At 56.9% G+C, this 19,606-nt stretch carries 23 protein-coding genes; 20 read left to right on the forward strand and 3 right to left on the reverse strand.

The window, feature by feature from the left end:
• Positions 1–3 precede the first annotated feature (3 nt).
• Together flgM and flgA are read right to left on the reverse strand one after the other, a co-directional pair.
• Positions 4–333 (reverse strand): flagellar biosynthesis anti-sigma factor FlgM, encoded by a 330-nt coding sequence (gene flgM / locus ACQKEK_RS16305; RefSeq protein ID WP_499143773.1) that lies wholly within the window; start codon positions 331–333, stop codon positions 4–6.
• A gap of 104 nt (positions 334–437) precedes the next feature.
• Complete coding sequence (gene flgA, locus ACQKEK_RS16310; RefSeq protein WP_499143774.1) at positions 438–1,190, reverse strand: flagellar basal body P-ring formation chaperone FlgA; 753 nt, start codon at positions 1,188–1,190, stop codon at positions 438–440.
• 166 nt (positions 1,191–1,356) lie between these two features.
• Here flgA and ACQKEK_RS16315 point away from each other — a divergent pair, with 166 nt between their 5' ends.
• From ACQKEK_RS16315 to ACQKEK_RS16405, 19 genes are all read left to right on the forward strand, one after another.
• A complete protein-coding gene (locus tag ACQKEK_RS16315) occupies positions 1,357–2,289 on the forward strand; it encodes a chemotaxis protein CheV (protein WP_046162218.1) in 933 nt (310 codons plus the stop codon).
• 37 nt (positions 2,290–2,326) lie between these two features.
• On the forward strand, positions 2,327–3,151 hold the full coding sequence (gene cheR / locus ACQKEK_RS16320) for a protein-glutamate O-methyltransferase CheR (RefSeq protein ID WP_046162217.1): 825 nt from the start codon (positions 2,327–2,329) through the stop codon (positions 3,149–3,151).
• A gap of 202 nt (positions 3,152–3,353) precedes the next feature.
• Positions 3,354–3,758: a flagellar basal body rod protein FlgB gene (gene flgB / locus ACQKEK_RS16325; RefSeq protein ID WP_128119192.1), complete on the forward strand. Its 405-nt coding sequence runs from the start codon at positions 3,354–3,356 to the stop codon at positions 3,756–3,758.
• Positions 3,759–3,771: 13 nt separating this feature from the next.
• A complete protein-coding gene (gene flgC / locus ACQKEK_RS16330; RefSeq protein ID WP_128119193.1) occupies positions 3,772–4,215 on the forward strand; it encodes a flagellar basal body rod protein FlgC in 444 nt (147 codons plus the stop codon).
• Between the two features lie 18 nt (positions 4,216–4,233).
• On the forward strand, positions 4,234–4,914 hold the full coding sequence (flgD, locus tag ACQKEK_RS16335) for a flagellar hook assembly protein FlgD (RefSeq protein WP_499143775.1): 681 nt from the start codon (positions 4,234–4,236) through the stop codon (positions 4,912–4,914).
• A 31-nt stretch (positions 4,915–4,945) separates the two neighbouring features.
• Positions 4,946–6,298, forward strand: a complete 1,353-nt coding sequence (gene flgE, locus ACQKEK_RS16340) for a flagellar hook protein FlgE (RefSeq protein ID WP_499143776.1) — start codon at positions 4,946–4,948, stop codon at positions 6,296–6,298.
• Between the two features lie 192 nt (positions 6,299–6,490).
• Positions 6,491–7,231 (forward strand): flagellar basal-body rod protein FlgF, encoded by a 741-nt coding sequence (flgF, locus tag ACQKEK_RS16345; RefSeq protein ID WP_045426036.1) that lies wholly within the window; start codon positions 6,491–6,493, stop codon positions 7,229–7,231.
• Positions 7,232–7,277: 46 nt separating this feature from the next.
• Positions 7,278–8,063: a flagellar basal-body rod protein FlgG gene (flgG, locus tag ACQKEK_RS16350; protein ID WP_046162214.1), complete on the forward strand. Its 786-nt coding sequence runs from the start codon at positions 7,278–7,280 to the stop codon at positions 8,061–8,063.
• A gap of 29 nt (positions 8,064–8,092) precedes the next feature.
• Entirely contained in the window at positions 8,093–8,788 is a 696-nt protein-coding gene (gene flgH, locus ACQKEK_RS16355) for a flagellar basal body L-ring protein FlgH (RefSeq protein ID WP_128119196.1), read from the forward strand.
• Between the two features lie 13 nt (positions 8,789–8,801).
• Positions 8,802–9,905, forward strand: a complete 1,104-nt coding sequence (locus ACQKEK_RS16360) for a flagellar basal body P-ring protein FlgI (RefSeq protein ID WP_499136033.1) — start codon at positions 8,802–8,804, stop codon at positions 9,903–9,905.
• Positions 9,906–9,915: 10 nt separating this feature from the next.
• A complete protein-coding gene (gene flgJ, locus ACQKEK_RS16365) occupies positions 9,916–11,106 on the forward strand; it encodes a flagellar assembly peptidoglycan hydrolase FlgJ (RefSeq protein ID WP_128119198.1) in 1,191 nt (396 codons plus the stop codon).
• A 3-nt stretch (positions 11,107–11,109) separates the two neighbouring features.
• Entirely contained in the window at positions 11,110–13,149 is a 2,040-nt protein-coding gene (gene flgK, locus ACQKEK_RS16370; RefSeq protein ID WP_499143777.1) for a flagellar hook-associated protein FlgK, read from the forward strand.
• 11 nt (positions 13,150–13,160) lie between these two features.
• The gene (gene flgL / locus ACQKEK_RS16375) at positions 13,161–14,435 is read left to right on the forward strand and encodes a flagellar hook-associated protein FlgL (RefSeq protein WP_499136030.1); all 1,275 of its coding nucleotides are present in this window, start codon (positions 13,161–13,163) and stop codon (positions 14,433–14,435) included.
• A gap of 126 nt (positions 14,436–14,561) precedes the next feature.
• Complete coding sequence (locus ACQKEK_RS16380) at positions 14,562–14,879, forward strand: ComEA family DNA-binding protein (protein WP_499143778.1); 318 nt, start codon at positions 14,562–14,564, stop codon at positions 14,877–14,879.
• A 477-nt stretch (positions 14,880–15,356) separates the two neighbouring features.
• The gene (locus tag ACQKEK_RS16385; protein WP_128119201.1) at positions 15,357–15,824 is read left to right on the forward strand and encodes a YkvA family protein; all 468 of its coding nucleotides are present in this window, start codon (positions 15,357–15,359) and stop codon (positions 15,822–15,824) included.
• Positions 15,825–15,966: 142 nt separating this feature from the next.
• A complete protein-coding gene (locus tag ACQKEK_RS16390; RefSeq protein WP_499143779.1) occupies positions 15,967–16,299 on the forward strand; it encodes a helix-turn-helix domain-containing protein in 333 nt (110 codons plus the stop codon).
• Positions 16,281–16,676, forward strand: coding sequence for a hypothetical protein (locus ACQKEK_RS16395; RefSeq protein WP_045426063.1), 396 nt, complete (start codon positions 16,281–16,283; stop codon positions 16,674–16,676). Before ACQKEK_RS16390 ends, ACQKEK_RS16395 begins: the two co-directional genes overlap by 19 nt.
• The gene (locus ACQKEK_RS16400; protein WP_499143780.1) at positions 16,676–17,143 is read left to right on the forward strand and encodes a tetratricopeptide repeat protein; all 468 of its coding nucleotides are present in this window, start codon (positions 16,676–16,678) and stop codon (positions 17,141–17,143) included. The genes ACQKEK_RS16395 and ACQKEK_RS16400 overlap by 1 nt, the downstream gene beginning before the upstream one ends.
• Positions 17,144–17,307: 164 nt before the next feature.
• Positions 17,308–18,282: a tRNA dihydrouridine synthase gene (locus ACQKEK_RS16405; RefSeq protein WP_499143781.1), complete on the forward strand. Its 975-nt coding sequence runs from the start codon at positions 17,308–17,310 to the stop codon at positions 18,280–18,282.
• Here ACQKEK_RS16405 and ACQKEK_RS16410 read toward each other — a convergent pair.
• Positions 18,279–19,025, reverse strand: coding sequence for an SDR family oxidoreductase (locus tag ACQKEK_RS16410; RefSeq protein WP_499143782.1), 747 nt, complete (start codon positions 19,023–19,025; stop codon positions 18,279–18,281). The genes ACQKEK_RS16405 and ACQKEK_RS16410 overlap by 4 nt on opposite strands.
• Positions 19,026–19,141: 116 nt before the next feature.
• Here ACQKEK_RS16410 and ACQKEK_RS16415 point away from each other — a divergent pair, with 116 nt between their 5' ends.
• The gene (locus ACQKEK_RS16415) at positions 19,142–19,585 is read left to right on the forward strand and encodes an Hsp20 family protein (protein ID WP_128119205.1); all 444 of its coding nucleotides are present in this window, start codon (positions 19,142–19,144) and stop codon (positions 19,583–19,585) included.
• Positions 19,586–19,606 lie beyond the last annotated feature (21 nt).

Genomic DNA, 19,606 nt, shown 5'->3' on the forward strand with positions numbered 1-19,606 from the left:
GGCTCAGCGCTGGCTTTCGAACGACAGTAGCTTCGATGCCACTCGCTGGCTGTCCACCTGATAGCTACCATCGGCGATTGCCTGCTTGATCTGAGCAACACGCTCTTGATCAACGGCGGGCTGCTGGTTCAACTTCTCGGTGGTCTGCTGAAGGCGCTGGGCTTCGGGGCTCAGCTGAACGCTCTCCCCCGATACCAGGCTGTTGCCGGTGGTCTTTGCTTCGTCAGTAGAGGGCTGCTGAGCCGTTGGTCGCTCAGTGTTCTGGACGTTGCTGCTACGCCCATTGCTGGTTGAATTGACGGCACTGTTAGGCCGATTGAAATCGATAACCATGATCGAAACCTCGAATAAGTCAGGACGCTTGCCTGCTTTTCGGCAAATACAAATAAAACTTTAGTCTTTTTTCATACTGGCGGCTGGCGTAGCGGCGCCCGCCTTCACATTGCGACTTCTACTTGCCCGGGACCAACGACGCGGGCTTTGATGGTCCGTCCGGAGCGCTGGTTTTTGACTCTGATCTGAGAGCCAAGCGCGCCGTCGGACAGCGCCTCGCCAGGCATTCTTACATTTATCGTAGAGTTTTTCGCGCTGATTACCACCTGGTCGCCTTTTCGGACTATTTCAGCTGGTGATAAGTAGGTTGGAGGTAGCACCTGGTCGGGGAGGGCGCTACGGGTAATCTTATTGCCCAGCACTTGGTCGAACGAGGTCAGATAGCCTTGATTGAGCAGGCTGACGTCGCGCTCGGCAAGGGTAACATCGGCGAGCTCTACGACACTCTCTCGGGCCAGGGGCCGTCTGGCTACGATTACTTCCCGGAACAAATGGACCTGTGCAGGGACGAAAACGGACCAGGGCGAAGTAGCTTCACAGCTAACTCGTACGGTAATGCGACCAACGGGTTGTGCCGGGCTTTCGAGTCTGGTCGTCAATCCTTGACCGCAGGCCGCTAGCCGTAGGCGCGGGTCCAGCCTGTTCAGCTCGATCTCGTAGCGCGCCTGGATTTGACTACGCTGTAAATAGTCAGTTACTTCCTGCTCAAGAAAAGCGCGGGTCGCGTCGATAAGCTGTTCAGGTCGCGTAAAGCTTGCTGAGTCAGCCAGCTGGCTCAGCGCGCACAGAGTCGCCAACAGAAACGTTTGGAAAAGCGTCTTGCACGGATGCCGGAAAAAAGTCGTCTGTTTGCTCATGTGTTGGTTGAAGCAAGGGACGTGCCGTTTGTTGACCGTTCAGAAACTGACGGGGCAGGCGAGACAGGTATTTTGCAAATCGGTGTTGGCATGCATGCCACTTCAGCGTCAGATAGTCTGAGCCACAGATGTCTGCCCGCCCATCTCACACGCAAGAGGAACTGGCATGGCCGGTGTATTGGATTCGGTTAACCAGCGTACGCAGCTGGTGGGACAGAACCGTTTGGAGCTGCTGTTGTTCAGACTGGACGGCAAGCAGCTTTATGGCATTAACGTGTTCAAGGTCAAAGAGGTGCTGCAGTGCCCTCGGCTCACGGTCATGCCTCGGTCGAGCCCGGTGGTGAGAGGGGTGGCGAACATTCGGGGAAGCACGCTTTCTATCCTCGATTTGTCCGCTGCTACCGGAAAGCCAGTGCTACAGGATTTGCCGAATAGTTTTGCCATCATTGTCGAATACAACACCAAGGTGCTTGGTTTCTTGGTCCGCTCGGTGGAGCGGATAGTCAACATGAACTGGGAAGATATTCTTCCGCCCCCTAAGGGTGTTGGGCACGACCATTATTTGACGGCCGTGACTCATGTAGATCAACAGATGGTGGAAATCATCGATGTTGAAAAGATACTCGCCGAAGTGGCGCCGGTGTCCGAAGTGCTCTCCGTCAGCATTGCGGACGAGGCAACCAGTAACAAGGCGTCAACCAGTCGGGTACTGATTGTCGATGACTCGTCTGTGGCGCGTAAGCAGATCATGCGTTGTCTGCAGAATCTGGGAATCGAGGTCGTTGCGCACAATGATGGGCGGCAGGCGCTCACCTATCTGCGAAAGCTTGTAGCTGAGGGCAAGAAGCCGTCTGACGAATTCATAATGATGATTTCCGATATCGAAATGCCAGAAATGGATGGTTACACCCTGACGACGGAGGTTCGTCAGGATCCGGCTATGCGTGATATGCATATTCTGCTGCATACTTCGCTTTCCGGTGTGTTCAACCAGAGCATGGTCAAGCGGGTCGGAGCAGACGATTTTCTCGCCAAGTTTCAGGCAGATGATCTGGCCAATCGAGTGATAGAGCGGATCCGGACTACGGATAAGAATTGAGGCTTCGTCCTCTTAATATGACTGGTGGGCATTATTAGTGTCAGGTGATCCGGATTTCGATCAGTTCCGAATATTCCTCGAAAAGACGTGCGGCATCCTGCTGGGCAGCAACAAGCAATACTTGGTGTCCAGCAGGTTGAACAAGCTTATGGAGCAGCAAGGGCTCAAAACGCTTGGCGATTTGGTCAGGAAGATTCAGGCCCAGCCGCGTAGCGGCCTGCGCGAGCAGGTCGTGGACGCCATGACAACCAACGAGACGCTCTGGTTTCGTGACACCTATCCTTTTGAGGTGATGAAAAACCGCGTTCTGCCTGAGCTGCTGAAAAACGCGCCGGGACAGCGCCTGCGTATCTGGTCGGCCGCTTGTTCATCAGGGCAAGAGCCTTACTCGCTGTCGATGACCATCGACGAGTACGAGCGCAGTAGTCCTAGCCAGCCGAAAACGGCAGTTCAGATCGTGGCTACTGAATTGTCAGGCGCCATGCTTGCTGCATCGAAGGCAGCCGAATATGACAGTCTCGCTATCGCTCGAGGTTTATCCAGTGAGCGGCTGCAGCGTCATTTCGAGGTGAAAAGCCCGGGTCGTTGGGTGGTTAAGCCGGCAATTCGTAGTCGTGTTGAGTTTCGGGTGCAGAACCTGCTCGACAGCTATGCAGTGCTCGGCAAGTTCGATGTGGTGTTCTGCCGCAACGTGCTCATTTATTTTTCCGCTGATGTAAAGAAAGACATCCTCAAACGAATCCACGCGACGTTGAAGCCAGGCGGATACCTCTTTCTGGGAGCATCCGAAGCGCTGAACGGTCTTCCTGAGCTGTATCAGATGGTGCAATGCAGCCCGGGCATCATCTACAAAGCAAAGTAATGGCCTTTTTCTTAGCAAAGGCGGCAGGAATCTGTCGCTATCGGCTGGATGAGCGGCAAAAACATAGGTCACGCTTTGCCGCTTTTGACGCCAAATCCTATCCGCTCTTAATAAAAAGCTTATAAATCAGTCAGTTGCCGAAATGGCATGGGCTTTGCTGTGTGTTTGCTAAGCAGACTTGTACCCGGCAAAGGGCTAGATCATGAGCATCAGTTTCGACAAGGCACTCGGTATCCATGAGAAGGCGCTCGGTTTTCGCGCTCAGCGTGCCGAGGTGCTTGCCAACAACATCGCCAACGCTGACACCCCCAACTACAAGGCGCGTGATCTGGAATTCAGCTCAGTGCTTGCTGCGCAAAACAGTAAGAACCAGGGCGGATTCGGTGTGGCGGTGACTAGCAGCAAGCATATTGCCGCCGAAGGCATGGAGATTGCCGATCCCGGCTTGCGTTTCCGCACGCCGGCGCACGCGTCGCTCGATCAAAACACTGTTGATGCCCAGGTTGAGCAAGCGGCCTATGCCGAGAATGCTATCGACTTTCAGGCGAGTTTCACCTTGCTCAACAGTAAATTCCGGGGGCTCATGAGCGCCCTGCGCGGCGAATAAAAGGAGCAAAACCATGTCCCTCAGCAGTGTATTCAGCATCGCCGGCAGCGGCATGAGTGCCCAGAGCACTCGTCTCAACACCATTTCCAGCAACATTGCTAACGCCGAAACGGTGTCGTCTAGCGTCGACCAGACTTATCGCGCGCGTCACCCCGTGTTCGCAACCATGCTGCAGCAGGCCGACGGGTCGCCGAACGGGTCGTTATTCGCTGAGCAGGACCAGGCGGGGGCCGGCGTCCAGGTACTGGGAGTGGTGGAAGACCAGAGCGAACTGCAAGCCCGGTACGAGCCCAACCATCCGGCGGCGAATGCCGAAGGCTACGTGTATTACCCGAACGTCAATGTCGTTGAAGAAATGGCCGACATGATTTCTGCCAGCCGGTCGTTTCAAACCAATGCTGAGCTGATGAATACAGCCAAGACCATGTTGCAGAAAGTTCTGACCCTAGGCCAGTAACCACTACGAGATATAGCCATGAGCACGACAGGCGGCGTCAGCGGTACCGGCTCGGTACTTGACCAATACCAGATCAAAGATCGCGAAGTTAAAAGCAACGACCTCGGCAAAAACGAGTTTCTCGAGTTGCTGGTTACTCAGCTGAACAACCAGAACCCGCTGGAGCCGCAAGAGAACGGTGAGTTCATCGCGCAGCTGGCACAGTTCAGCACCGTTGAAGGTGTGGAAAAACTGAACTCAAGCATGGAAACCATGTTGTCCGGGTATCAGTCATCCCAAGCGCTGCAAGCATCTTCACTCGTCGGCCGCAAAGTAATCGTGCCGACTGACAAGGCGGTGGTTGATACCAGCGAGACATTCAAGGCCAGCATCGTGCTTCCGACGACCAGCAGCAACGTCGCGGTCAACGTCTACGACAGCGCCGGTACGGTGGTTAATCGGATCAACATGGGTCAGCAGCAGGCCGGTAACGTTTCGTTCATGTGGGACGGTAAGGACTCAAGCGGCAAAACCTTGCCGCCTGGTACTTATCGATTTGAGGCGCAAGCCACTTATCAAGGCGAGACGAAGGGGTTGTACACCATGCTTCCCGCCAACGTAGACAGCGTCACGCTGGGACAGAACGGCGGGGAGCTGCAGCTCAACCTTGCCGGTGTTGGCAGTATCGGACTGTCGAAAGTTCAGGTCATAGGTCAGTAACTGCCGGCACGTCCGGTAACAGGAGCAATTCATGTCGTTCAATATCGGCCTTAGCGGCATGCGTGCCGCCAGCAAAGACCTCAATGTCACGGGTAACAACATTGCCAACGCTGGCACGGCGGGCTTCAAGCAGTCCCGTGCTGAATTCGCGGATGTTTACGCGTCTTCAGTGCTGGGCACTGGCAAGAATCCTCAGGGGAGCGGGGTGCTTCTTGCAAACGTGTCGCAGCAGTTCAATCAGGGCAACATTAACTACACCCAGAACGCGCTGGACCTCGCTATCAACGGCAACGGCTTTTTCCAGGTCAGCAACAACGGCGCGTTGAGTTACACCCGCGCCGGCTATTTCGGAACGGACAAGGAAGGCAATCTGGTCGACAACTTTGGCTATAACCTTCAGGGCTACTCGGTCGACGACAACGGTAATATCCAGACTGGCCAAGTGAGCGACCTGAAGATTCAGACGGCCAGCCAAGAGCCCAAGGCCACTACTAAAGTAGTCCAGGGATTCAACCTGAACTCGACCAACGTTCAGCCGGTAAACACACCGTTCAACCCGGCTGACCCGCTGAGCTATAACTCGTCCACCTCGACCAACATTTATGACCAACAAGGTAATGCGCACGTGATGACGCAGTACTTCGTTAAGTTGCCCGGTTCAAATATGTGGCAGATGAATGTGCTGGTCGATGGGCGGAATCCTGCATCGCCAGTGGATGTCACTGATACGACTACCACCCCCCCAACTCTCGTTTGGAATGGCGCTCAGCCGGCTAGCATAAATATGGCATTCACTCCTAGTGGGAGCCTTAGTGCTATGGCTGGCGGCTCTGGGCTTGCCTATGATGGTTCTACGGGGCTGGTATCGCTTGATAACTGGCAACCTGCCCAGCAGACCACTTCCGGAGAATGGGAGCTTAACGGCGCCGCTCCGGCGACCGGATTAGACGTTTCGCTCGATTTCCGTGGCTCAACCCAATACGCCAGCGCTTTTGCCGTCAACAGCGTCAGCCAGGACGGATACACGACAGGGGAGCTGGCTGGCCTCGAGATCAGCGAAACCGGTGCCATCTTTGCTCGCTACACGAACGGCCAGTCCAAGGTACAGGGCCAGATCATTCTCGCCAACTTCGCCAACGTTCAGGGGCTCACTCCGGTCGGTAAGACGCAGTGGGTCCAGTCCTTCGAGTCGGGCGAGCCCGTGCGCAACCCGCCTGGTAGCGGCACCCTCGGTTCCCTTCAAGCCGGCGCACTGGAAGACTCCAACGTCGAGCTTTCAGATCAGCTCGTCAACCTGATCGTGGCGCAGCGCAACTACCAGGCGAACGCCAAGACCATCGAAACAGAAAGCGCGATTACCCAGACGATCATAAATCTGCGGTAATTGCTACCTAGCACTGCGCGGGGCGGCGGGAAACTGCCGCTTCGTTTTCAGAAGGCCCTCCGGGGCCTTTTTTTTGTTAGAAAAGGTTTTGTATTTCAAAGGCTTAAGCCTGATTTCGATGGTTGGCACATGGCTTGCTTTGTTTCGCTACATAAGTCTGATTAGTGTCAATTCGGGTGCAGCGGAGGTTCCATGGACAAGATGCTTTATGTGGCGATGACGGGAGCGAGCCAGAACGCTCAAGCCCAGCAGGCGCATGCCAACAACCTGGCAAACATCTCGACCACGGGCTTCCGGCGTGACTTCGAGCAGGCGCGCTCCATGCAGGTCTTTGGCGACACTTTTCCAGCACGTGTGTACGCCATGACCGAGCGGCCGGGTACGGACTTCAGCTCCGGCACCTTGCAAGAGACTGGTCGGGATCTGGACGTTGCGATCGAAGGGGATGGCTGGATTGCCGTGCAGGCGCCTGACGGCAGCGAAGCCTATGCCCGTACTGGCAGCCTGAACATCGACACACTCGGCATGCTCCGGACCGGCGATGGTTTGCCGGTGCTCGGCAACGCCGGGCCGATTGCCGTGCCGCCGGAAGAGAAAGTGGAGATCGGAGCCGACGGCTCAATCAGCATCCGTGCGCTGGGTGAAGATCCGAACGTAGTGGTAACCGTCGATCGTCTCAAGCTGGTCAACCCTGATCTCAAGCAGCTGGAGAAGGGCACCGACGGCCTTATACGTATGAAGGATGGACAGCCTGTCGAGGCTGACGCCGCGGTTCGTGTGACCTCCGGCTTCCTTGAGGCAAGTAACGTCAACGCTGTTGCCGAGATGACATCGATGCTGGCCCTGTCCCGGCAGTTCGAGCTGCACGTGAAAATGATGCGTACTGCCGAAGAAGATGGTGCCGCTGCGGCCCGAGTCTTGCAGATCAGCTAATCAAACTAGTCGGCGCGACCAGATTCCGGCGCCATAGGAGAACGACATGCTTCCAGCACTGTGGGTGAGTAAGACCGGTCTGTCCGCGCAGGATATGAACCTGACCACCATTTCCAACAACCTGGCCAACGTCTCGACCACCGGCTTCAAGAAAGATCGGGCTGAGTTTCAGGACTTGCTATATCAGATCCGCCGCCAGCCTGGTGGCCAGTCCAGCCAGGACAGTGAGCTGCCATCGGGTCTGCAATTGGGTACCGGTGTGCGGATCGTCGGTACGCAGAAGCAGTTCACCGCCGGCAGTCTGCAGACCACCGAACAGCCGCTCGACATGGCAATCAACGGCCGTGGCTTCTTTCAGGTGCTGCTGCCCGACGGCACAGTTTCCTACTCGCGTGACGGCAGTTTCCATCTGAACGCTGAAGGCCAGATCGTGACCTCGAACGGTTACTCACTGGAGCCGGCGATTGTCGTGCCGCCGGAAACGCAGACATTCACCGTAGGCGAGGACGGCACTGTTTCCGTCACAACGCTGGGTAACCCGGCACCACAAATCATTGGCAACATCCAGACCGCTGACTTCGTAAACCCGGCCGGTCTGCAGGCGATGGGCAGCAACCTGTTTCTGGAAACCGCCGCAAGCGGTGCGCCACAAGTCAGTACACCTGGTCTCAATGGCCTGGGTACCGTGCTGCAAAACACCTTGGAAAACTCCAACGTTAGCGTGGTCGAGGAGCTGGTGAACATGATCACCACTCAGCGCGCCTATGAGATGAACTCGAAAGTCATCTCCACGGCCGACCAGATGCTGTCCTTTGTCACCCAGCAGCTTTAACCGCTGTCAGCCGCTGGATTGAGGTGAATATGCGCCGCTTGTTGATTGTCCTTCCGCTGATGTCCGCCGTGATTGTGTCCGGTTGCATGGCGCCAGCTCCGAAGCCTAACGATCCTTACTACTCGCCAGTTCTGCCGCGCACACCGCTGCCTGCTGCACAAAACAACGGCGCGATTTACCAGGCAGGCTTCGAGACTAATTTCTACGACGATCGGAAGGCCTACCGGGTTGGCGACATCATCACCGTCACGCTCAACGAGAAGACACAGGCCAGCAAAAATTCAAACTCGAAAATCTCCAAGGATAGCAGTGCCAATATCGGCCTTGGATCGCTGTTCGGCGGTGCTGTTTCGATGGCCAATCCGTTGACCGGCAACAACATGAGCCTGGGCGCCGAGTATGAAGCGGCGCGTGATACCTCTGGTTCTGGTCAGGCTGGGCAGAGCAATAGTCTCTCCGGTTCGATCACGGTGACCGTCTCGGACGTGCTGCCTAACGGCATCCTAGCGATCCGTGGAGAAAAATGGATGACGCTCAACACGGGCGATGAGCTGGTGCGAATTGCCGGGTTGGTACGTTCGGACGATATCGCCACCGACAACACCGTCCCGTCGACCCGTATCGCTGATGCCCGCATTACCTACTCTGGCACCGGCGCTTTCGCTGATGCCAGCCAGCCAGGTTGGCTGGACCGTTTCTTCATCAGCCCGTTGTGGCCGTTCTAAGCAGGTGCAGGCAATGAAACTGTTCAGCTCGATTCTGATTGCTTTGCTTTGCTTTGCAGTGCTTCCTGCCCATGCCGAGCGGTTGAAGGACATCGCCACCATTCAAGGCGTACGTAGCAACCAGCTGATCGGTTACGGTCTTGTGGTTGGTTTGAACGGCAGCGGCGACCAGACGACCCAAACGCCTTTCACGGTGCAGACCTTCAATAACATGATGGCGCAGTTTGGTATCAAGGTGCCCGCGGGCGGCAACGTTCAGTTGAAAAACGTGGCGGCCGTGTCGATACACGCCGAGCTTCCGCCGTTCGCCAAGCCGGGCCAGACGATCGATATCACCGTTTCTTCGATCGGTAACGCTAAAAGCCTGCGCGGCGGCAGTCTGTTGATGGCACCGCTTAAAGGGATTGACGGAAACGTCTACGCCATTGCCCAGGGCAACCTGGTCGTTGGTGGTTTCGATGCGGGCGGCGCGGATGGTTCGCGGATTACCGTCAACATCCCGTCGGCCGGTCGGATCCCTGGAGGGGCGACTGTGGAGCGGCCAGTGCCGAGCGCTTTCAACCAGGGTACGACCCTGACGATGAATCTCAATCGCCCCGACTTCACTACCGCCAAGAACGTTGTCGATCATATCAATGAGCTGCTCGGCCCAGGCGTGGCTCAGGCACTCGATGGTGGCTCGATCAGCATCACGGCACCGCTGGATCCAAGCCAACGTGTGGATTACCTGTCCATCCTGGAAAATCTGGAGGTGGACGTGGGTCAGGCGGTCGCAAAGGTCATCATCAACTCGCGCACCGGCACCATCGTGATCGGTCAGAACGTCCGAGTTCAACCTGCAGCTGTCACCCACGGCAGCCTGACGGTGACCATTTCGGAAGATCCGCAGGTGAGCCAACCGAACCCGCTTTCGGACGGCCAGACAGTCGTCGTCCCTAACTCCAAAGTAAAGGCGGAGCAGGAGGCCAAACCGATGTTCAAGTTCGGCCCTGGCACCACGCTCGATGAAATCGTCCGCGCTGTGAATCAGGTAGGTGCTGCCCCCAGTGACCTGATGGCGATCCTCGAAGCGCTCAAGCAAGCCGGTGCGCTGCAAGCCGACCTGATCGTTATCTGAGGAACGGGACATGGAAAATCGTCTGGGACTGGGTCGTCGTACCCCTGATAGCGGTAGTTACTCCGACCTCAACCGGCTGAACCAGCTCAAGGTTGGCAAGGACCGCGACGGCGCCGAGAACGTGCGCAAGGTCGCTCAGGAGTTCGAGTCGTTGTTCATGAACGAGATGCTCAAGTCGATGCGTTCGGCCACCGAGGTCATGGCGAAGGACAATCCGTTCAACAGCCAGGCCAGCAAGCAGTACCAAGATATGCATGACCAGCAGCTCTCAGTCACGCTGTCCAAGGAAGGCGGTGGCATTGGGCTGGCCGATGTACTGATTCGCCAGTTGAGCAAGGATCAGAAACCTGTCGAGAAGCCTAATCCGTTCGCACAGGTTGCACAGACTGAAGGTGCTAAATGGTCGAGCAACCCTAACGCCAACACGACGCTCGCTAAGGTTGACCCGGCCCGTAACGATACCCAGTTGCTCAACCAGCGTCGTCTGGCCTTGCCGGGCCGTCTGGCCGAGCGGGCGCAGGCGGATCTCGCTGCCGCGAGTCCCCAGGCCGAGCAAGCAAACCAAGCGGGAGTGGCTCAGCCGTTGGTCAATCTCGACTGGAAGCCAGCCACCGCTTTCGCGGCGCCCAAAGAAGCAGCTTTGACCATCAATGGCGTCGAGGCGAGCGCCCCGAGCAAGACGCGCTTCAGCTCTCCGGCTGAATTCATTGCGACCATGTTGCCCATGGCAGAAAAAGCAGCCAAGCGTCTCGGCGTAGAACCGCGTTTCCTCGTGGCCCAGGCTGCGCTCGAGACAGGTTGGGGCAAGTCGATGATCAAGCAGAAAGACGGCAGCAACAGCCACAACCTGTTTGGTATTAAGGCTAATGGCTGGAGCGGGGAGTCGGCGAAAGTCACCACGACCGAATACGTAAACGGCAAAGCGACCAAGCAGGTAGCCGGGTTCCGGGCTTACGACTCGTTCGAGCAGAGCTTCAACGATTACGTCCGGCTGTTGGAGAACAACGAGCGCTATAAGCCCGCGATCCAGGTCGCCAGCGTCTCTGGTGATTCCGAGCGTTTCGTCAACGAATTGCAGCGGGCCGGTTACGCAACCGATCCGCAGTACGCGAATAAGATCAATCAGATCGCTCGTAAAGTGCAGACCTATCAGACAATTGCCGACGCCAGCACGTCGCCCGCGATGCGGACTAGGGGTTAAAACATGGCTGACTTACTGAATATTGGCCTGTCTGGCCTGAGTGCCAGCAAGAGCCAGTTGTCCATTACTGGCCATAACATCAGCAACGTCAACACGCCAGGCTTCAGCCGGCAGGATGCCTCCCAAGCGACCCGCACGCCGCAATTCAGTGGTGCTGGATACGTCGGTTCAGGTACGACGCTGGTCGAGATCCGCCGTAGCTACAGCGAATTCCTCACCAGTCAGCTGCGCAGCAGCACGTCGCTCAGCAGTGACGTCGAAGCGTACAAAAGCCAGATTGACCAGCTTGATTCGCTGCTAGCCGGCAGCACGACAGGTATCACCCCATCGTTGCAGAAGTTCTTTTCAGCGCTGCAAACGGCGGCGGAAGACCCAGCCAATATTCCGGCACGTCAGCTGGTGTTGGCTGAAGCCGAAGGCTTGGCACGCCGTTTCAATACCGTGTCTGACCGTCTGACTGAGCAGAACAACTTCACCAACAAGCAGATGGCGGCGGTGACCGACCAGGTCAATCGGCTCGCTGGCAGTATCGGCAGCTTGAATGACGCTATCGCGACCGCTTCGGCCAACGGCAAACAGCCCAACGATTTACTCGACGCGCGCGACGAGGCCGTGCGGCAATTGTCGACGTATATCGGCATCAGCGTGACGCCTCAGGATGACAATAGCTTCAATATTTCGGTTGGCAGTGGTCAGCCGTTGGTGGTGGGCAAGACGGTGAGTCAGCTCAAGGTTGTCCCGGGGCTGAGCGATCCCAACCGTCATGAGATTCGATTTGTCAGCGGTGGCTCGGAGCAGGGCATTACCTCGCAGATCACCGGTGGTGAGCTGGGTGGCTTGATCCGCTATCGGGGCGAGGTGTTGGACTCGACGATGAATTCGTTAGGGCGGCTGGCGCTGGCTGTAAGTGATCAGGTCAATACGCAGCTGGGGCAGGGGTTGGATCTGAAGGGTAACGTCGGCGAGGCGCTGTTTGGCGATTACAATGCTGTGGCGCTGGCGAAACTGCGTGTTAATTCTTTTGCTGGCAACAGCAACGCTCAGCCAGTACTAAACATTACCAATACGAGCCTACTCACCACTAGCGACTACTTAATGGAGTACGACGCTAGCGGTCCAAAGGTCCGTCGTCTAAGCGACAATCAGGTGATGGATATTGCGGAAAGCCCGGCCGGCACGCTTTCAGTCGCCGACAAGAATGGGGTCGATCAAGGCTTCCAGGTAGTTCTGGGTAGCCCAGCGCCAGCTACAGGTGACAAGTTCAGCCTGCAACCTACCCGTCGTGGCGCCGCAGATATCAATGCAACTCTGGATCAGGCGGACCAACTAGCTTTCGCAGCTCCTGTTAGGTCGGAGGCTGGGCCGCAAAATGGCGGGAACGGCACTATTGGTCAGCCGTCGATAGGGAATGTCCAAGCGCCATTAGTCCCGAAGAATTTGCAGGACATGTCGCCTGTGACACTGACCTACGCTGTGCCTGTTGCGCCAGAAACTAAGGGGACGCTGACTCTCAATGTCCCGACGGGTGTCACCGTTTCGCCCGCTACATTGACCATCACGCCAGGGCAGAGCAACACGCTGAACTACCAGATCATTACTGGCGGTAGCCCTTCTAGTACCCTCGATATTACTCAGACTTTTAGCGGCCGACCGGCTGCAGGTGATGTCTTCACTCTGGAATACAACCAAAGCGGCGTCTCCGATAACCGTAACGCACTAAAACTGGTAGATCTGCAAAGCAAACAGACCGTGGGAGTCTCCTTCGACGCTAATGGAAAAACTCTTTCGGGCGCCAGCTTCACCGATGGCTACGGTGAGCTGGTCGAGCGGGTCGGCACCCTGACGGCTCAGGCCCGTATGGACAGCGAAGCGACCGGCGCGATTCTCAAGCAGGCCACGGATAATCGCGATTCGCTTTCGGCTGTGAACCTCGATGAGGAGGCCGCGAACCTGATCAAGTTCGAGCAGTACTACAACGCTTCGGCTCAGATCATTCAAGTTGCCCGCTCCTTGTTCGATACATTGATTAATACCTTCAGGTAACAGGCCCGCCCATGCGCATCTCGACTCTGCAAGCATTCAATAACGGCGTAGCCGGTATTCAGCGCAACTACTCCAACGCAACCCGCACACAGGAGCAGATCAGCACGGGCAATCGCATCCTGACCCCGGCGGACGATCCGGTTGCCTCGGTGCGTCTGTTGCAGCTTGAGCAGCAGCAGAATGTGCTGAGCCAGTACAACTCCAACCTCACTGCGGCAAAGAACAGCCTGACCCAGGAAGAGGTGACGCTGAATTCGGTTAATACCGTGCTGCAGCGTGTTCGTGAGCTGGCTGTACAGGCTGGCAACGGTGCGCTGGATCCTCAGGATCGAAAGTCGATCTCGGCGGAGCTGGGCGAGAGGGAGGACGAGCTGCTCTCGCTGATGAATACCCGAAACGCGCGTGGTGAGTACCTGTTTTCCGGATTTCAGGGCAAGACGCAACCGTTCGTTCGCGCTGGCGATGGCAGCTACAGCTACCAGGGCGACGAAGGGCAGCGGAAATTGCAGATCGCAAGCTCTCTGGGAATACCGATCAGCGATAACGGTAAGTCCATTTTTCAGAACGTAACAGATGCGGGGCGCTTGGAAAAACAGCCAGCCGCATCGTTTCCGCCTGGTTCAACTCTCGCCGTTTCAGCTCCACTCGTTAGTGACGAGATTGCTTTTTCCGGAGCCAATGGTTTTCCTGCCAATGGAGTTCAACTCCAGTTCAACGCGGACGGCAGCTACGATATTTACGAGCTGGACAATAGCGGCTTGCCTGCAGCGGCCCCGCTTACGGACGGAACTGGCTTAAGAATGGACAGTAACTCTAGCAAGAGCGATTCGTTGGTATTTCGCGGCATGACGCTGCAACTCGACGGAGCGGCTATAGGTGGGGAAGCGGTAAACATCACTCCGAAGCTATCTGGCCCCAGTGCAACACAGCAGAAGCAGGGCATCCTCGATACCATTGCTAACCTCCGCTCATCTCTGGAAAACCCGTCAACTGGCAATGCCGGCGTTCGCGACGCCGTAGCGGTAGCCCTAACCAACCTTGACCACGGCATGGTCAGTGTTGACCAGGCGCGCGGGAACATCGGGGCTCGACTCAACGTAATCGAAACAACACAAACTGATAACGAAGATGTTGCGCTGGTCAACAAAGGCGTGCAGGCCGAGCTGCGTGAGCTCGACTACGCTGAAGCGCTGTCTCGGCTATCAATGCAGACGGTGGTGCTTGAAGCAGCCCAGCAGAGTTATGTGAAGATCGCGGGATTGAGTCTGTTCAACGTGATGCGTTGAGTCGCCTGGAGGGCACGGTTCACAGAATAAGCAGCCCGATTTGACTTGCTATTGGTGCGACTTAGAGTGTCGTTGCGGCGCATGGAGTACCGCGTCGCTAATCCGACACTCATAAGGACATGAACAATGCTTAAGTCTTTGATATCCGCTTCAATATTCGCGCTGCTCGCTGGCGTCTCTCTCAGCAGTTTCGCTGGCCCGACCAAGTCTGCTGACCCAGTAGCGGTTGCAGCGGCCCAGCAAGCAGCGCCGATCAACATCAATTCGGCCGACGCCGAAACCCTGACCCGCGAACTCAAGGGTATTGGCGCAACAAAGGCCAAGGCGATCGTTGCTTATCGCGAAGCGCATGGCCCATTCACCGCCGTCGACGAGCTCCTCGAAGTTAAAGGAATCGGTGCGGCCACTTTGGAAAAAAATCGGACCAAACTGGGCGTTAACTGACCAGCCTATTTTTGAATTAACGAAGCCGGTCATTCGACCGGCTTTTTTATGTCTGTAACGGTGCTGCGCAGACCCGCTCTCAAATCGGGTCGGTTCTGCTGCGTTGGCTATCCCGGTCCGGTAGCTAGGAGGAACGCGGGCCTACGCGCGCTGTCCTTGTTAGAACGCTCAGCTAACTTTGTCTACCGCCTTTGAGGCCGAATTAGCCTTAAAAAGGCGTTGACATGTTACGGTTATTCACATTGATACCGTCTTCTCTGGGAAGACGCCTGTACGCGGCGCAGCAACTCACTGGGTTTTGCTAACTTGCTGATTGTAAAAGATTTATTTGCGCTGAGTAAAAAGCCGCCGATCTGTTTAGAGGCCACGTCACGCGGGCGTTCCAGCCAGTCATCCAGCCGCTGTTCACAAGCTTATCCACAGGTTCTGTGGATATTTTCAGAGAACGAGCAAAGCAGCTCTAGTCGGAGGTATCTGATGAAAACACCTTGGAATTTCTTTAAATACCTACCGATGGCACAACGTGTGCTCGCTCGGGGCCGGTTGCCCATCGTGCTACTTGCGGTCGCGCGCAAACGCTCGGCTCAGGGTGGGTTGATGAAAGGTCTGCGTGAAGATCTTGGTTTGCTGCAGCAACTGTGTGTGGCGTGGTGGCGAGGCGAATATCGGCAGGTCAGCAGACCCGCACTGGTGGCTGCGGTAGCTGGTTTGTTGTATTTCCTGTCCCCCTTGGACGCTATCCCCGACTGGATTCCAGGTCTTGGCTTCGTTGATGATCTGGCAGTACTGGGCTGGATAATCCGCAAGTGGTCTGGCGAGTTGCAGGCGTTTCGGACCTGGAGAGACAGCCAGTCAGCGGATATACGAGCAAGTATCGACCGGTTACCCACCCTGGACGAGCCAATGGATAGTGACGTTAGCAACGGGCGGAATGTCGGGCGCTAAAAAGACCCTGGATTAGTTCTTTCGAATGGCCCGTGCAGCCCCTTTCCTCATTCTTTGGTGCGACCGGCTGGTGTCGAAAAAATAGACGCGCGGACTGGTAAGATCCCGACTTTCCAATTTGAGACTACGGTCGGGGTAGCGGATGAGTGTTCAAGTCATCATGCGGGACGGTAAGCCAGAGTATGCCGTGCTGCCTTGGGAGGAGTATCAGGCTCTGCTGACGAACGGGCGTAACGTAAGCGCCGCAAAGCCAGTGGAAGCAAGTGATACTGCTCCAGGCGCATTGCCAACTTTCGGAACGTTGCCGATGTTGCGGGAGGCTAAGGGGTTGAGCCAAGAAGCGCTGGCGCGCTCGGTGGGTATCAGCCCTGCTTATCTCGCCCTCATCGAAAGCGGTGAACGCGATCCCGATAATGCGATACGTCGCGCACTCGCCCGCGCATTGGAGATCGAAGGATGGCAGCAGGAGGCGTGACAGGCACCGCAGCGTCAATTCGCATCAGCCGTCCACATTGGCAGGCATTGTTGGACGAGTTGGCTGAGGTCCGGCGACAGCGCCATCTGGTTACTTACCGCGCGTTGGTCGAGCGGCTCCAGTTACCGGCGCCGGCCATGCAAACCTTGACAGCCGCGCTGGAACATCTGGCTGCGCTGGATGCCCGTGCGGATCGGCCGCTACGTAGTGCATTAGTGGTGAGCCAAGGGGCAAGTCGTCTGCCAAGAACCGGTTTTTTCGAATGTGCTACTCGCCTCGGGCGCTTTTCTGGTCCGGCAGACGGTTCTGCTGCCGCATCCTGGCACGCAGGTGAGGTTGCGCGAGTGTTCGAGTTTGATTATCCAGGGATTCCGTAATGCTGAATAACATCCGTGCGCGAGTCGGTTATCTGTTTGCTCGCAAATTGATGAGCTCACGTTGGGCCGTTCAGCAACCGAAACTGTGGCGCTGGATGGAAGGCCAATTTTCGCGCATGGCTGCGATTGGCGATTCGAAGGCGCAAAGCTTTTATGGCCATATCCTGCTGTTTCGAGGACAGGGATTTGGTGCAAGGCAAGAGGGTATACGTCTGCTGCGTCTGGCTGCCGAAAAGGGCGATGCCAAGGCCGCTTACCAGATGGGTGTCATCAGCCTGGGCGAAGACGCTACTCACGGGCCAGACGGTGCCAAGGCCGCGCGTTGGTGGAAGCTTGCCGTCGAGGCAGGACACCCCTTAGCGGCGGCCAGGTTGGCTCAGCTGTACATGGCCGGCGGCCATGGGCTCGCACGAGACGTGCAGCAGGCGGAACATTACAAGGCCAGCGCTGCCAGACTCGGACTTTGATTACTTGTGACTGAGATAGAGCGTCCGCGTTTGCAGGCTCAACCCTAGTACATTTTGGCTTAGTGCTTGGCGTCGGATGTTCTGCCGATTGGCGTGACGCGGACATTTCTTACCATGGCTGGCGTCCGTACAATGCAGCGCTTTTTCGGTTGGGTCGTTTTCTAATGCAGATCGCCTTGGCGCCTATGGAAGGGCTCGTTGATGACATTCTTCGCGACGTTCTCACCCGTGTCGGCGCTGTTGACTGGTGCGTGACCGAATTCATCCGTGTGTCGGATCGTCTCTTACCGGCATCCAGTTTTCTTAAGCTTGCTCCGGAGCTTGAACACGGCGCTGCAACCCGCGCAGGTACGTCGTTGCGTGTGCAGTTGCTGGGCTCGGATCCGCTCTGCCTGGCTGACAATGCGGCCTTCGCGTGTAGCCTCGGCGCCCCTGCAATCGATCTCAATTTCGGCTGCCCAGCCAAAACGGTCAACAAATCCCGCGGTGGCGCCGTTCTGCTCCGGGAGCCGGATCTGCTTCATTCCATCCTTCGCGAAGTACGTAAGGCGGTTCCGGCGCAGATACCGGTTACCGCGAAGATGCGTTTGGGTTTTGACCACAAGGACGGCGCGCTCGACTGTGCCCGTGCATTGGTTGATGGCGGTGCTGCGCAACTGGTTGTGCATGCGCGGACCAAGGTCGAGGGATACAAGCCTCCAGCGCATTGGGAATGGGTGGCTAAGGTTAGGGACGTCGTCAATGTGCCGGTGTTTGCCAATGGCGATATTTGGTCGGTCGAGGACTGGCAACGTTGCCGTGAGGTCAGCGGAGTTGAGGACATCATGCTAGGCCGCGGACTGGTTTGTCGGCCGGACCTGGCTCGGCAGATCGCGGCGGCAAAGGCCGGCGCGCTGCTCGAGCCGCTGAGCTGGGATGATCTGCAACCGCTTTTGGCCGATTTCTGGAAGCAGGCGCGACGCAAGATGTCTCCGCGCTATGCACCAGGTCGTTTCAAACAATGGTTATCCCTGCTTACCCGTAACTATCCGCAAGCCGTTACGCTGTTCGCTCAGGTTCGGCGGGAAAACGGCTGCGATCGGCTCGACGCACTGCTGGGTCTAGACGTAAACGCGCAGGGTTTTAAGGCGGCTGTTTAGCGTCCTCCGCTCACATCAAGAAGAGCGCCGCTGGTGTAGCTGGCCTTGTCGCTGGCCAACCAGAGGATCGCTTCAGCGACCTCTTTCGCTTCACCACCCCGGCCCATGGGCACGCTGCTCCTTACGCGCTCGATGCGATCAGGCTCGCCACCGCTGGCGTGAATTTCTGTATGGATCACGCCGGGCCGTACGGCATTGACCCGGACGCCCTCTGCAGCGACTTCCTTGGCCAGCCCGAGGGTCATGCTATCTATCGCGCCCTTGGCGGCCGCGTAGTCGATGTACTCGTTGGGCGCGCCGAGTTTGGCTGCAATTGAGGAGACGTTGACGATGGCACCGCCGGTACCACCGTTGCGAGTGGACATGCGCTTGACCGCCTCGCGGGCGCAGAGAAAGCTACCGAATACATTTACCGCGAATACGCGTTCCAGGCGTGCTTTGTCCATGTCTTCGAGGCGCGTCTGGCGTTCGAGCATGCCGGCGTTATTGACTAGTACGTCGAGCCTGCCGAATTTGGCATCAAGCGCTTCGAACAAGCGTATGACTTGCGACTCCTCCGCTACGTCCGCTTCGACCACAATTGCGCGTGCGCCCCGGCTGCGCAGCTCGTTCAGTAGCTGGTCGGCTGCGTCCTGGCGCGATCGAAAGTTCAAGCACAACGCGTAGCCTTCAGCCGCTGCGAGCTTGGCTGTGGCAGCGCCGATGCCACGGCTGGCCCCCGTTATCAACATCACTTTCGACATAAAAGATCCTCGACGACCGGTCTTGAAAACAGGCGAGTAGGTCCTAATTAGGGCATCACAGGATGCCGAATTCGGGTCCTGTATGAACCACTCGCTGAATATCAGGAGATAGCAAAATGACTAGTTTTTCGATGGCCCCACTGTTTCGTCAGTCCATTGGTTTCGATCGATTCAACGATCTGTTCGAGTCCGCGCTGCGCAATGATGCAAACGGCTCGTTCCCGCCCTACAACGTGGAAAAGCACGGCGATGACCAGTACCGCATCATCGTAGCCGCCGCTGGGTTCCAGGAGTCCGATCTGGATTTGCAGGTCGAGCGAGGCGTGCTGACCGTGAGCGGTGGCAAGCGTGAGAGCAGTGGCGAAAACGTTACCTACCTACATCAGGGTATCGCCCAGCGTGCTTTCAAGCTCTCGTTCCGCCTCGCCGACCATATTGAAGTGAAGGGCGCAGAGCTGAGAAATGGGCTGCTCAGCATCGAGCTCGAGCGTGTCGTGCCAGAGGAGGCCAAACCCAAGCGCATCCCAATTAACGGTGAGCGTTTGGCGTTGGAGGGCTGAGCGAGCCGCCAGCACGTAGCT

Origin of the sequence: Pseudomonas sp. NPDC077408, assembly GCF_050269105.1 — a bacterium.
Lineage (GTDB): Bacteria > Pseudomonadota > Gammaproteobacteria > Pseudomonadales > Pseudomonadaceae > Stutzerimonas.